Origin of the sequence: Alteromonas lipotrueae (assembly GCF_019249255.1) — a bacterium.
GTDB lineage: Bacteria > Pseudomonadota > Gammaproteobacteria > Enterobacterales > Alteromonadaceae > Alteromonas > Alteromonas lipotrueae.
On the sequence record NZ_JAESDJ010000005.1, the window covers coordinates 78,290 to 91,831 of the forward strand.

Annotated in this window: 12 protein-coding genes; 9 read left to right on the top strand and 3 right to left on the bottom strand. The window is 43.4% G+C overall.

The genetic code is table 11. The annotated features are described in order from the left end of the window. The first annotated feature begins 17 nt into the window (after window positions 1-17). The 6 genes from truA to purF all read left to right on the top strand — a co-directional run bounded on the left by truA (window position 18) and on the right by purF (window position 6,033). Window positions 18-809 (top strand): tRNA pseudouridine(38-40) synthase TruA, encoded by a 792-nt coding sequence (gene truA, locus KYS23_RS08865; protein ID WP_013783501.1) that lies wholly within the window; start codon window positions 18-20, stop codon window positions 807-809. Window positions 810-1,041: 232 nt separating this feature from the next. Beyond that, window positions 1,042-1,887 (top strand): acetyl-CoA carboxylase, carboxyltransferase subunit beta, encoded by an 846-nt coding sequence (gene accD / locus KYS23_RS08870; RefSeq protein ID WP_159531825.1) that lies wholly within the window; start codon window positions 1,042-1,044, stop codon window positions 1,885-1,887. Then, a complete protein-coding gene (gene folC, locus KYS23_RS08875; protein ID WP_218418424.1) occupies window positions 1,887-3,206 on the top strand; it encodes a bifunctional tetrahydrofolate synthase/dihydrofolate synthase in 1,320 nt (439 codons plus the stop codon). Before accD ends, folC begins: the two co-directional genes overlap by 1 nt. A 31-nt stretch (window positions 3,207-3,237) precedes the next feature. After that, on the top strand, window positions 3,238-3,846 hold the full coding sequence (locus KYS23_RS08880; protein WP_218418425.1) for an SPOR domain-containing protein: 609 nt from the start codon (window positions 3,238-3,240) through the stop codon (window positions 3,844-3,846). A gap of 160 nt (window positions 3,847-4,006) precedes the next feature. Then, window positions 4,007-4,495, top strand: a complete 489-nt coding sequence (locus KYS23_RS08885) for a CvpA family protein (RefSeq protein ID WP_218418426.1) — start codon at window positions 4,007-4,009, stop codon at window positions 4,493-4,495. A gap of 14 nt (window positions 4,496-4,509) precedes the next feature. Beyond that, a complete protein-coding gene (gene purF, locus KYS23_RS08890; RefSeq protein WP_159531819.1) occupies window positions 4,510-6,033 on the top strand; it encodes an amidophosphoribosyltransferase in 1,524 nt (507 codons plus the stop codon). A gap of 127 nt (window positions 6,034-6,160) precedes the next feature. Here the strand turns inward: purF and KYS23_RS08895 are convergent, their stop codons facing one another. Continuing rightward, a complete protein-coding gene (locus tag KYS23_RS08895) occupies window positions 6,161-6,757 on the bottom strand; it encodes a Yip1 family protein (RefSeq protein ID WP_159531817.1) in 597 nt (198 codons plus the stop codon). Window positions 6,758-7,218: 461 nt separating this feature from the next. Further along, a complete protein-coding gene (gene miaE, locus KYS23_RS08900; RefSeq protein WP_159531815.1) occupies window positions 7,219-7,977 on the bottom strand; it encodes a tRNA isopentenyl-2-thiomethyl-A-37 hydroxylase MiaE in 759 nt (252 codons plus the stop codon). Between the two features lie 140 nt (window positions 7,978-8,117). Here miaE and KYS23_RS08905 point away from each other — a divergent pair, with 140 nt between their 5' ends. Beyond that, window positions 8,118-8,729, top strand: a complete 612-nt coding sequence (locus tag KYS23_RS08905; RefSeq protein WP_159531813.1) for an acyl carrier protein phosphodiesterase — start codon at window positions 8,118-8,120, stop codon at window positions 8,727-8,729. Here KYS23_RS08905 and KYS23_RS08910 read toward each other — a convergent pair. Continuing rightward, the gene (locus tag KYS23_RS08910; protein ID WP_218418427.1) at window positions 8,726-9,658 is read right to left on the bottom strand and encodes a LysR family transcriptional regulator; all 933 of its coding nucleotides are present in this window, start codon (window positions 9,656-9,658) and stop codon (window positions 8,726-8,728) included. The genes KYS23_RS08905 and KYS23_RS08910 overlap by 4 nt on opposite strands. A gap of 137 nt (window positions 9,659-9,795) precedes the next feature. Here KYS23_RS08910 and KYS23_RS08915 point away from each other — a divergent pair, with 137 nt between their 5' ends. Then, window positions 9,796-10,821: a zinc-binding alcohol dehydrogenase family protein gene (locus tag KYS23_RS08915; protein ID WP_218418428.1), complete on the top strand. Its 1,026-nt coding sequence runs from the start codon at window positions 9,796-9,798 to the stop codon at window positions 10,819-10,821. A gap of 365 nt (window positions 10,822-11,186) precedes the next feature. Next, window positions 11,187-13,427, top strand: a complete 2,241-nt coding sequence (locus KYS23_RS08920; RefSeq protein ID WP_218418429.1) for a heparinase II/III domain-containing protein — start codon at window positions 11,187-11,189, stop codon at window positions 13,425-13,427. The last annotated feature ends 115 nt before the right edge of the window (window positions 13,428-13,542 follow it).

Sequence of the window (13,542 nt, forward strand, 5' to 3'; positions counted from 1 at the left end):
TTAGAGGTGTTTGAAACATGGGGCGAATCGCCTTAGGCATCGAGTATGATGGTGCATCGGTACATGGTTGGCAACGTCAAAAAGACGTGGCTAGCGTGCAAGAATACCTAGAGAAAGCACTCACCGTTATCGCAAATAAGCCTATTATAGTATTTTGTGCTGGTCGCACCGATGCTGGTGTACATGCAACTGGCCAGATAGTCCATTTTGACAGCGATGTAGAGCGTCCAGAGCGTGCTTGGACACTCGGTATAAACGCTAACATGCCTGACACGATCGCCGTAACCTGGGCCAAACCTGTCTCTGATGATTTTCATGCCCGCTTTTCGGCTACCCATCGTCGTTATCGCTACGTTATTTATAACTCCCGTATGCGACCTGCTATCCTGCACAATGGTGTTACTCACGAATACCGCGAGTTAGACGCAGAAAAAATGCATGAAGCCGCACAGGCGCTGGTAGGGGAGCACGATTTCACTACATTCAGGGCTTCGCTGTGCCAAAGCAAAACGCCTCACCGAACCGTAAGTAGCGTGAGTGTACATAGGCAAGGTCGTTATGTGGTGTTAGATATCCGTGCGAATGCGTTTTTGCATCATATGGTACGTAACATCACGGGTTCACTGCTTTGCATTGGGGCAGGAGAGCAACCTGTCGATTGGATGGCGCATCTACTTACCCTAAAAGACCGTGCAAAAGCCGCTACCACCGCCAAACCTAATGGGTTGTATTTGGTAGATGTGACTTACCCTGAGCACTTCGGTATACCAAAATCACCTCTAGGGCCTCTTTTTCTTCCAGAATCTTAAGAGCGTGAACGGTAGCAATGGGTTACCGTTCAACTTCTTAGACCAGTTTTGTTTTTTCCATTTTACTGTATTGTGGTCTAATAGCGCGCTATATTAGGTGGTTGTACTAACGTAGTGCGTATTTTTCTCTTGCGCTACAATAAAGTAACCGAAATATTCATGTAGTATTGACACAAAGCACGAATGAAAAAACAGTGTCGGTGCGCTAATAAATATAAAGGATTCCTTTTCCATGAGCTGGATTCAAAAAATTCTTCCGCGTACGCAAACATCCACAAAAGGTAATGTACCTGAGGGGATTTGGACAAAATGCGGCTCTTGCCAAGCTGTGTTGTACAAAACTGAGTTGGAAAAACTTCAAGAAGTTTGCCCTAAGTGCGATCATCACATGCGTATTACGGCCCGTCGCCGTATAGACGGCTTTCTTGATGAAGGCGACCGCGTAGAACTTGGTGGTGAATTTGAACCACAAGATATCTTAAAATTTAAAGATTCAAAACGTTATAAAGACCGAATCGTAGCCGCGCAAAAGCTAACCAATGAAAAAGATGCCTTGGTAGTTATGCAAGGCAAACTAAAAGGTATGCCAGTTGTAGTAGCCAGTTTCGAATTTGCCTTTATGGGGGGCTCAATGGCCTCTGTGGTAGGTGCTCGCTTTGTTGCTGCGGTAAACGCTTGTCTTGAAAACAACACGCCACTTATTTGTTTCTCTGCTAGTGGTGGTGCACGTATGCAAGAAGCGCTTATGTCGCTAATGCAAATGGCAAAAACATCTGCGGCATTGGCAAAAATGAGCAAAAAAGGTTTACCTTACATTTCTGTGCTAACAGACCCAACAATGGGCGGTGTTTCTGCCAGTTTAGCGATGCTAGGTGATGTTAACGTTGCTGAGCCAAAAGCGTTGATTGGTTTTGCTGGTCCTCGTGTTATCGAGCAAACAGTACGCGAAAAACTACCACAAGGTTTCCAGCGTAGTGAGTTCCTTGTCGAGAAAGGCGCTATTGATATGATTGTTGACCGCAGGGAAATGCGTGATAAATTACACGGCTTGTTACTTAAGCTGCATCATCAGAATTAGTGAATACACAAAAAAATCAAAATACTGACTCAATAACCACGTTGAGTCAGTGGCTTTCTCATCTTGAATCTATTCATCCAAGTGCCATTGATATGGGGCTTGAACGCGTTAAATCTGTGGCAAATGCCATGGGTATCCATCTAAAAGACTCTCTACTTATTACCGTGGCCGGTACTAACGGTAAAGGCACAACTTGCCGCTTGTTAGAGCAAGCTATGCTTGCGCAAGGTAAAACCGTCGCGGTGTTTGGTTCTCCTCATCTAGTGAGTTACTGCGAGCGTGTGCGGCTAAACGGTGAATTGGCTGAAGAAGGCGCATTTTGCCAAGCCTTCGAGCTTATCGAAAAAGCCCGTGGTGATATCACCTTAACCTATTTTGAATTCGGCACCTTAGCTGCAATGAAAATGATGCAGGATTGGGGTGTTGATGTGGCCGTATTGGAAGTAGGGCTAGGGGGAAGGTTAGATGCCACCAATATTCTCGACCCAGATTTAGCCATCATTACTACCATTGACCTTGATCACCAAGACTGGCTGGGTGATACCCGCGAAGCAATTGCTCGTGAAAAAGCCGGTATAATGCGAAAAAATGGTAAAGCTGTTATTGGTGAGCTTTTTCCACCAAGTTCGCTACGTGAAGTTGTGTTTGAATTAGATGTTGATGCTCGATGGGCGCAGCAAGACTTTTTCATTGTTGATAATACCGCGCCTGACTATAGCCTTAGCGCTAGCACCAGTCGAACGTGGCAATGGAAGGGTAAGCATACTGAATTTACCCAGCTACCATACCCGCATATTCCGCAGCAAAATGCAGCAACGGCACTTGCGGCACTGGAATTATTGGACTTACTGCCAGATGAAACAGCGATAAAGCAGATTATTGCCAATACCCGTTTGCCAGGCCGCCAGCAAGAAATTAGCCATAACCCGCTAGTGGTGGTGGATGTCGCGCATAACCCCCAAGCAACCAACGCAATGCGGGAATGGCTTAAACGTTACCCCGCAAGTAAAATACGCGTGGTAGCGGGTATGTTAAAAGACAAATCTATTGTAGAAACCCTTGCGCCTTTGTCATCGCTGAATGCACAATGGTACTTAGCAAGCACTTCAGGCCCTCGAGGGTGCGATGCAGACGTGCTAGCGGATGCACTTTTGGATGCTCAGCTTGATAAAAGCTATATCCAAACCTTCAATGATGTGACTAATGCTTATAAAGCAGCACGTAATGATTACCATGAAGGCGAACTTATATTGGTCTTTGGTTCCTTTGTTACCGTGGCTGAAGTGTTAAATTATACCAACGCAAATGAACAACAATAAAATCGAACAATAAGTTCAACAGGAGATAATAGTGACGTCGGCATTAAAGAATAGACTCGTGGGCACCATCATCATTGTGGCGCTGGCAGTTATTTTTTTACCAGACTTTCTCGATGGCAAGAAGCAAACCAATAAAGAACCGTTTGTATCTGTTCCTGCAAGTCCCCCTAAGAAACCTATTGTAGAGCCCGAAGCCTTTCCAAGTGAGCGGGTAGCTAAAGCTGCACAGTTGCCCGTAACGGTAACGGATGATAAGGCGCTGGATGATGAAGGTGCAACGTCCAATGTGCCCAGTGAGACTCAAGCGTTGCCTGAGCCGGTAGAGGCTTCAATAACGCCAGAAGATTCTCTTGCCAGTCAAACCATTGTTGAAGCACCGGATTCATCTACTGTGGATGACGTAGGTTGGGTTATACAACTTGGCAGCTTTCGCCATGAGAAAAACGTAAAGTCATTATTGAATAAGCTTGAAAAAGCGGGATATCGTGCGTTTAGCCGCCGGATAATGACTAACTCTGGCCCGCTTAACAAAGTGTTTGTTGGGCCAGACTTAGAAAAACAAAAATTAGAGGCAGCATTGCCACATTTACGTGAACTCACTGACCTGAAAGGGAAGGTCACCACGTTTAAAGTAGAATAGTGTAAACCCATTTATACACAGCACTTTCTACGCTATGAAAATCAGAAGCTAAAAATATTACACATTGGTAATCTTTCTGGCTTCTGTTAGAATGCGCGCCATCTCGCCAACGGCATGTCGCTACTAACAACTTCCGCGACTATAACGCAATTAAGAGACAATGAACTGGGTAGACTTTTCCATATTGGGTATCGTTGCGGTATCTACCTTAATAAGCCTTATTAGAGGGTTTGTTAAAGAAGCCATCTCTCTTGTGGTATGGTTTGGCGCACTCTTTATTGCCAGCCATTTTTATGCCGACTTAGCCGTATACTTTACTGCCATCGATGATTTGTATCTTCGAAATGGCGCTGCCATTGCCGCTTTATTTGTATCAACTCTGATGTTAGGCGGCATGTTAAATTTTGCAATTGGACAACTGGTTCAGGCAACAGGCCTGTCAGGTACCGATCGCGTTTTAGGCATTGTATTTGGAGCGCTCCGCGGAGTACTTATCGTTAGTGCGCTTCTCTTTTTCATGGACACTTTCTCTGCTGCTGCCTCATCGCAGTGGTGGCAAACGTCGGTATTTATTCCCGAATTTGGTGTCATTATTGAGTGGTTTTTCACGTATGTGAAAGGCTCCTCCAGTTTCTTAAATCCCGCTTGATATAGGTAACGCACATGTGTGGTATTGTCGGAATAGTTGGTAAAACACCAGTAGCTCAGTCTTTGTACGATGGTTTAACGGTAATCCAACATCGTGGACAGGACGCTGCTGGAATAATGACCATCGACCAAAATATGTTTAATTTGCGTAAGGCAAATGGTTTGGTTCGTGATGTATTTCATACGCGTCATATGAAGCGCTTATCGGGTAATATGGGTATTGGGCACGTTCGCTATCCTACCGCAGGTACCTCGAGTTCAGCCGAAGCGCAGCCATTCTATGTGAACTCACCGTTTGGTATTGCTTTTGCGCACAATGGTAACTTAACCAATGCTCACGATTTGCAAGAAGAAGTATTTCGAATTGCCCGTCGTCACATTAACACCACATCTGATTCAGAGTTGTTGTTAAACATTCTTGCTCACGAGCTACAGCAAGTGGCAGGGCTAAGTGTTACTGCTGAACATATCTTTGAAGTAGTAACCAAAGTACACAAGAAAATTCGCGGTGCTTACGCGGTGGTAGCCGCAATTATCGGCCAAGGTATTGTGGCATTTCGTGACCCACACGGTATTCGCCCGTTAGCGCTAGGTAAGCGTATGACAGAGCTTGGCGAAGAGTGGATGGTAGCATCAGAAAGTGTGGCACTGGATGCGGTAGGCTTTCAATTCATCCGCGATGTGTCGCCAGGTGAGGCGGTGTACATTACTGAAAATGGCGAGCTTCATACCAGACAATGTGCTGAGAACCCCATTACCTCACCCTGTATTTTTGAGTTTGTGTATTTTGCACGTCCAGATAGCTTTATCGACGGTATTTCAGTTTATGCGTCTCGCGTGAATATGGGCCGTCGATTGGGTGAGAAAATTTCTCGTGAATGGAGTGATTTAGACATTGACGTCGTTATTCCTATTCCCGAAACGTCTATGGATGTGGCACTTCAAATTGCCAACACTTTAGATTTGCCGTACCGTCAGGGCTTTGTGAAGAATCGCTACATTGGCCGTACGTTCATTATGCCTGGCCAAACTATGCGTAAGAAGTCTGTGCGCCGTAAGCTAAACGCTATCTCGTCTGAATTTAAAGGCAAGAACGTACTGTTGGTTGATGACTCTATTGTGCGTGGTACTACATCAGGCCAAATTATTGAGATGGCCAGAGAATCTGGTGCTAAGAAGGTATACTTCGCCTCTGCAGCGCCTGAAATACGTTTTCCTAACGTGTATGGTATCGACATGCCTTCTGCCAACGAATTGATTGCCTATGGCCGAGAAATTGATCAAATAGCCGACCTTATTCAAGCTGACGGCCTTATCTTCCAAGATATCACTGATTTAGTGGAAGCTGTAAGGGAAGAAAATGATGCAATTCAACGTTTTGAAACTTCAGTCTTCGACGGTAACTACATTACCGGTGATGTAGACCAAGACTACCTTGAACGTATTGATATCTCGCGTGGAGAGAAGTCTCGTGAAGCGCCAATTCTGCAAGCAGAGTTGAGCAATTTAGATATGCACAATATCGATTCAAACGACTAGGCCATTTGCCAGCAGATAGTTATGGCTATGTGGTTAACTCATAAAAAAAGCCGCTATTAAGCGGCTTTTTTGTGTTTATTATTTTATGGCTGAATGGGTAAAGTAATTAACACTTTCTTTTTATTCGCTAGCTGGCGAAAATAGGGCCTGTTGTAATACCCCACAATAGTACTGCGCCAGTCATTAGAATAACCATTAACACGAGTCCACAGGTAACCACTGAGCTGGAATAGATAAACCCTTTTTCTTGTGGCAATTGCATCAACAAAGGCACACCAGAAAAAAGCAGATAGACTGAATAACCTACACCAACTAATAGTGCTGCCATTACCACCCAAAGCTCAGGGTACAAACCAGCAAAGCCCACCATAAATAATGGAGTAGCGGTGTAAGCGGCTAACTCTAATGATTGCGTGAAAGTAGTTGATGATTCAAACGCTTTAGCGAGCTCATGAATGACTACAGCCAAGGCTACTACGCCAGCAACTAAGCCGAAATACATACCCGTCGCCATTAATAGCGCACTGCTTTCGCTTAATTTTATTAGGTCTGAGCCCATACTCCAACCTGTGTAGGCCGTTGAGTAATACGCCACAATAGTGGGTATTAACGCAATAATAGCAATGTGGCTAAAAGCGTAGAAAAAGGTTTCTTGGCGTCGATCGATATTACGGCATTCTTCTTTTGGATGCGTGTACATCCCAATAACATGGTTTAAAAGCATTGTCCTTCGCCTCTGAGAAAGTCTGAAGAGTATTATTTATTATAAGAATCAATGTTAATACTGAAGTATAAAATGCAACATTTATTTTACACTGCAATTTTGCTACAGGATGATGAATCAGTCAAATAAATAGTGTGAAAAACAGGGCCTAAAATGCACTTATTTAGCTAATTGATGAAGGTGCACCAAGATGGGTCGAAGTCAGGCAGTCATTTGAGAGAAATGATGGCTAAATAGCCTAACAAATATAAGGCTTATCTTAGGTAATGCGATGCCATCAATTAGGTATGAGCAACCAGATTTGGACATATTAACAAGAGGTAATAGTAGCTATGCAAGACTAAAAGGGAGTGAAACGAGAAGGTAGCAAGAAACGATGAGTTAAACGCGCGGCATGACACCACGCATTATCAACTTCCACCCCTTCATTTTAGAAAGCCTGTAAGGGCGTTATAAATACCTTAAGCTGGAAGCCCGCTATGGAATTTAAAATCGCTGTCACTGGTAGTGATTAATTCAGCTTCTACCTCACCAAAGTACGCAATTCTTTCTGAAATATCTTTGCCCGCGATATCGGTGGCCAGCGACAAGTAGTCTTGATAGTGCCTAGCTTCGGAGCGAAGCAAGGAAATATAAAATTCACCAAGCTTTGCATCTACGTGGGGCGCTAATTTTGCGAATCGCTCGCAAGAGCGTGCTTCGATATAAGCGCCACATATTAGTTTGTCGACTAACGCATCTGGCTCATGAGTTTTAACGTGCCTAAGTAATCCTTTTGCGTAGCGCGAAGGGGTGATGCTTCGATACTCAATATCGAAATGGTCCATCATCTCCAATACTTGATAAAAGTGATGTAACTCTTCTTTAATCAGCAGCACCATTTTATCAATAAGGTCTTGGCCGTATTTTGAATCAGAGCGTGGGATAACAGATTTCGACAGTTTATTTTTAGATAGTAAGTCTCGCCAGTCACCTTCACGTTTATACACGTATTGCTCGAAGGGTTGCAGCCACGCCAAAAGGGCATCGCTACTTTCTTTATCGACGGCATATTTTCGAATAAGAAACATGGCCGATTGAGATGCTTTAAGCTCACAAATCAAATGATCTAAAAGCAGCATGGAAAAGTTTTCAGGCTTTGTAGCTTCTTCAACCCATGCATCTGGTGTTGTAGCGTGTAAAAACCTATTTATGGGGGCGAGTAATTCTGCTGTATTCACTGTCTTTAAAACTAAATTAGGGCTAACGTAAACCACAATTGTACCACATTCATACTTCGAACCGATGGGGGACCTAGCAAATACCAAACAATATTTGTAGGGGGAAGCGATTTGCTCGTTAATTGGCGTATAATGGGACAATGAATTACCTCGCTCATCTTTTTTTAGCCCAACCCAATGCTGATTCTCACTACGGCAATTTACTTGGCGATTTTCGCAAAGGTGTAGCACTCGCCACGCTCAGTAATGGCGTTAGTAAAGGCCTAGAAAACCACTATACGGTAGATAAGTTTACTGACAGTCATGCTAGTGTGAAACAAGCAAAAGCGCTGTTTAAACCTGAGCACAGGCGTTTTGCACCCGTGGCGATAGATATGCTGTTCGATCATCTATTAATTACGCATTGGGCGCGGTTCTCTAACATTCCCTTTGAATCATTTTGTGAGCACAGCTTTTCGTTATTGGAAAAGAAGCTGCCTGTTATGCCCACATCTATGCAGCGTAGTGTTTCTCATATGATTACGCACAACTGGTTTGCAGACTACGCGGAGTTTGAAGGGATAGGTTTCGCTATACAGGCGGTAGCGAAGCGCATACGATTTAAAAATGATTTTGCTCAATGCGTGCAAGATATAGAAGCAAACTTCACGCCCTTGAATAGCCTATTTCTAGGCTTTTTTCCTGCCCTAATTGAACATGTTCAGCAACACGGGCCTGAGCGCGGTACTCCCAGCGGACTTATCACGGTTTAGATTCGCTCCTCGGCAAAAATACCTGCCGCCACCAACTGTTGTAATTGGTATTGGCATTGAGTCCTAAGGGTATCTCTTAGCAACCTTACGGCGGGCGTTATGGATTGCCTACTAGGGCAAATTAGCCATAATTGGGTAGGTTTAACAATATAGTCAGGCATTAACGCCACTGCGCGGTTATTAAGTAGGTCGTCGCACATGTCTAAACTAGACTTTACCGCAAGGCCATGACCATTCACACACCATCTTCGCACCATGTCGCCGTCATTAGTAGCACGGTTACCCTGCATTTTAATTTTCACGGGTTGATTGTTGCGGGTAAGTTCCCACTCGTTATAAATAATATCGTGTAGCTGATAAAAAAGGCCGTTGTGTTTAGGTAAGTCTTCTAAGGTTTTTGGTGTGCCGTGCTTCTTTAAATAAGCGGGGGAGGCGACCAACAACCTAGGGACCTCACATATTTTAAAGCCGTATAAACTGGCATCGTTTGGCGAGCCGTAACGAAGGGCGATATCAACAGGGTCGCGATAAAAATCGATATTGCTGTCACTTAAATGCAGCTTCATGGTGATACCAGTGTGCTCATCCATAAAGCTATTAAGCCTAGGGGCAATAACATTGCGGCCTAAATCTGACGATAAGCCTATGCGTAATTCGCCCTCAATATTTCCCGTATCTTCTTGCAAGTTTTGCTTTGCGTGTTCAAGCATGGTGATGGCTTGCTCGCAAACAGGTAAATAACGCTCACCCGCAGCAGAAAGGCGAAGCGAACGAGTTGTTCGAATAAAAAGGTCGGAACCTAGCGTACTTTCAACTCGTTTAACTGCAGCACTAGCAGTTGCTGTGCGCATGTCTAAGCTAGATGCTGCGGCAGTAATACTGCGAAACTCAGCGACCTTTAAAATAACAATGAGATCTTCAAGTAACATAGATTATCTATTTTCTATTGAAAATGTTTCAAATATTGTGCTGTTTAATTTGAAACAGTCAAGGCGTATTATATTCTCATTGCATATGAATATGCACATTCGTTCAGTATTTTACTTAAGCAGAAGGGGATTTCTCGATGAAAGCAATTGGATACACTACATCTTTACCTATAACAGATGAAAACGCACTAACGGATGTAGAGCTTGCCAAGCCTGCCGCGTCGGGACGGGATGTGTTGGTGAAAATCAATTCTATTGCCGTTAACCCAGTAGATTTTAAAATTCGCCAACGTGTATCGCCTGAAAATGGTGAACCTAAAATTTTGGGGTGGGATGCGGTAGGTGAAGTGGTTGAAGCTGGTGATGATGTAGAAACCTTGGAAGTAGGTGATAGAGTATATTACGCGGGCGATTTAACGCGCCAAGGCACTAATGCTGAATTCCAGTTAGTAGACGAACGCATTGTTGGCCGTGCTCCGAAAAGCTTGTCTGATAGCGAAGCGGCGGCATTACCGCTTACCGCGATAACTGCATGGGAATTATTGTTCCAACATTTGGCGCTTGAAAAACAACAAGCGGGTAATACCAAGAAAACTGACGAAACCGTGTTGGTAGTAGGCGCGGCTGGCGGGGTTGGTTCAATCATGCTTCAACTGCTAAAAGCCTTAACCGGTGCTACGGTTATTGCCACTGCTTCTCGTGAAAGTTCTATACAGTGGGTTAAGAGCTTGGGTGCTGATTATGTCGTTAACCACCGCCAACCATTAGCTGAACAAATTACTGCGCTAAATATTGGGCCAGTTACACATGTGGCAAGCTTGAACGCCACTGATGCATATCTCGATGCCTACGTAGAAATCATGAAGCCTATGGGTAAAATTGCGCTTATTGACGACCCTGAAGCATTAGATATTTCAAAGCTCAAGCCTAAAAGTATATCGTTGCATTGGGAGTTTATGTTTACCCGTTCAATGTTCCAAACAGAAGATATGAGCGCCCAAGGTGAGTTGCTATCCGATGTTGCCGCGTTAATTGATGCAGGCCAAGTAAAAACGACAGTAGGTAAGCATTTGGGTAAGATTAATGCGGCGAACTTAATTGAAGCGCATAAGACCCTAGAAGCAGGCACAGCAATTGGAAAAATCGTTTTAGAAGGTTTCTAACTTGTTTGTTGGGGGATCGTATATCGAGTTTGATGTGATAAAACTAGCTAAATGCAATTTTGACTAGCGAAACATAACGTATTCAACGTGGCGTACTAAGTGGTACGTCACGTTTATCATCCTATTCACGTTTTTATTTAGTACCTGCCTATACAAGATTTTTTAGTAAAAATACTACAGCTGATTGCATTTTGAACAAATGATTGATTGTTTTTGCGTTTTCTCCCAGTGGTCAGCTTTTATACCCTAGAGGTTCTGTTATTGTACTAATCCTCAATTCGCTATCTTCTTATTAACAATTTTTACCCTACACCCATTGTTAATAAATTCTAAAAAGGCGAAGTGTTAAAAACGGAACTTATAATATGAATATAAAAAAATTTACCCTTACGTTATTAACGGTGGGCATAACTATGTCGCCTTTTACCCTGCAAGCAACAGAACACCCTAATCTTATTCTTACCAAACCTGGTGTGGAAAGAATGAGAGACAATTTAGGCCAAGTTCCCCTGTTTGACACAACATTATCAAGTGTTAAGCAGGAAGTAGATGCAGAAATTGCTATGGGAATTGATACGCCTATTCCTAAAGACTTTTCAGGCGGTTATACCCATCAACGCCACAAGCAAAACTTCTTTGTAGCTCAAAAAGCCGGTGTGTTGTATCAGGTATTGAACGACGAAAAATACGCAAAATACATTCGCGATATGTTGTTTCAGTATGAAGCCATGTACAAAGATTTACCGCTTCACCCTCAAGAACGCTCGTATTCACGTGGTAAATTGTTTTGGCAGTGCTTAAACGACAGTAACTGGTTGGTTTACATGAGCCAAGCTTATGATGCCATTTACGATTATCTTTCTGCTGAAGAACGGGAAACGCTAGAAACGAATTTGTTCCGTCCGTTCGCTGATTTTATCTCACTAGAGAACCCGCAGTTTTTCAATCGCGTTCACAACCATAGCACGTGGGGCATCGCGGCGGTCGGTATGATTGGCCTAGTAATGAACGACGAAGAACTTATTCAGCGTGCCTTGTATGGTATTGAAGATGATGGTTTAGAAGTAGGCGGTAAAGATAACGACGGTGGCACCATTAAGGTAGAAGGTCAGCGCAAAGGCTTCTTTGCTAACTTAGAAGAACCTTTCTCGCCCGATGGCTATTATACCGAAGGACCATATTACCAACGCTATGCAATGTATCCTTTCCTTATTTTTGCTTTAGCAATGGACAACAGCCGTCCAGACTTAAAAGTACTTCAGCACAAAGACAATGTGTTATTGAAAGGCGTAAACGCGCTTCTTAATTTGTCTGATGCTGATGGTGAATTCTTCCCAATTAACGATGCCCAAAAAGGGATGTCTTATTACAAGAGCTCCTTGGTGAGTGCGGTGGATTTAGCTTATTTCTACGGTGATAAGAATCCACAACTGCTTAGTGTTGTTGAAAAACAAGGCGAAGTGTTATTGCAAGAATCAGGGCTACAAGCGGCAATTGACGTTCGCGATGGTAAGGTTGAACCTTTTATCAAGCAATCAGTGAACTTAAGTGACGGCGTGAATGGCAAGCAAGGTGGCATAGGTGTGTTGCGCCAAGGTGATGAAGATATGACCTTGGTGTTTAAGTATGCGGGCCAAGGCTTAAGTCATGGCCATTACGACAAACTTTCTTTTTCAATGTATGAAAAAGGCGAGGAAGTATTACAAGATTACGGTTTAGCTCGTTTTGTAAATATTGAGCAAAAAGGTGGCGGTAACTACTTAGAAGAAAACAAAACGTGGGCGAAAACCACCATTGCGCACAACACGTTGTCAATAAATCAGAAGAAACATTTTAACGGCGATTACGATATTGCAAGTCAGCATCATTCTGAGTTATTTACTTTTGATGCTGAGCGTGAAGATATCAAAGTGGTGAGTGCTACAGAAGAAAATGCGTACCCTGGTACTTTGATGCACCGCACTATGGTTATGGTCGCTAACGACAACTTCGAAAAGCCGTTCGTGTTAGACATTATGCGTGTTGAGTCAGATAAGAAAAATCAGTATGACTTTCCGTTCTACTATTTTGGCCAAGTAATAGATATGAACTTCAAATACGATACGCCAACGAGCCTGAATCCGTTAGGTGATGATAATGGCTATCAACATTTATACGTTGAAGGAAAAGGCGATGCGGCTGACCACAACACTCAGTTTTCGTGGTTGAGTAATGGTAAGTATTACACCATCACATCTATCACTAACAGTGAAGATGAAGTGTTTTTTACCCGTATAGGCGCTAACGACCCTGAGTTTAACTTACGACGCGATCCTGCCATCATGCTTCGCAGAAGTGATACACAGGATACCCTGTTCGTATCGGTAGTAGAGCCTCATGGGTCATATAGCCCAGTAAGTGAATCATCACAGAATTCAAAAAGTAGTATTACTGATTTGAGCGTGATGATTGATAGCGAAGCCTATACAGGTATTAAAATTACCGACGTTAAAGGCACGGAGCAAGTGTTTATTATCTCCAATGAAGATGCGTCGCAAAACGCGAAACATAGTGTGAAAGTAGACGGTAAAAAGTATAGCTGGACGGGCCCTTACTTTTACCAGTAATTTGGTCGCTATAGAAATTACGGCATAAAATCAAAGCATCGTAATGACAGGTTCAAGGAAAAGTGTAAGTGAACGCTGTTTTTAAATAGCAATGCTTTTCGTAATGAAATGCGCA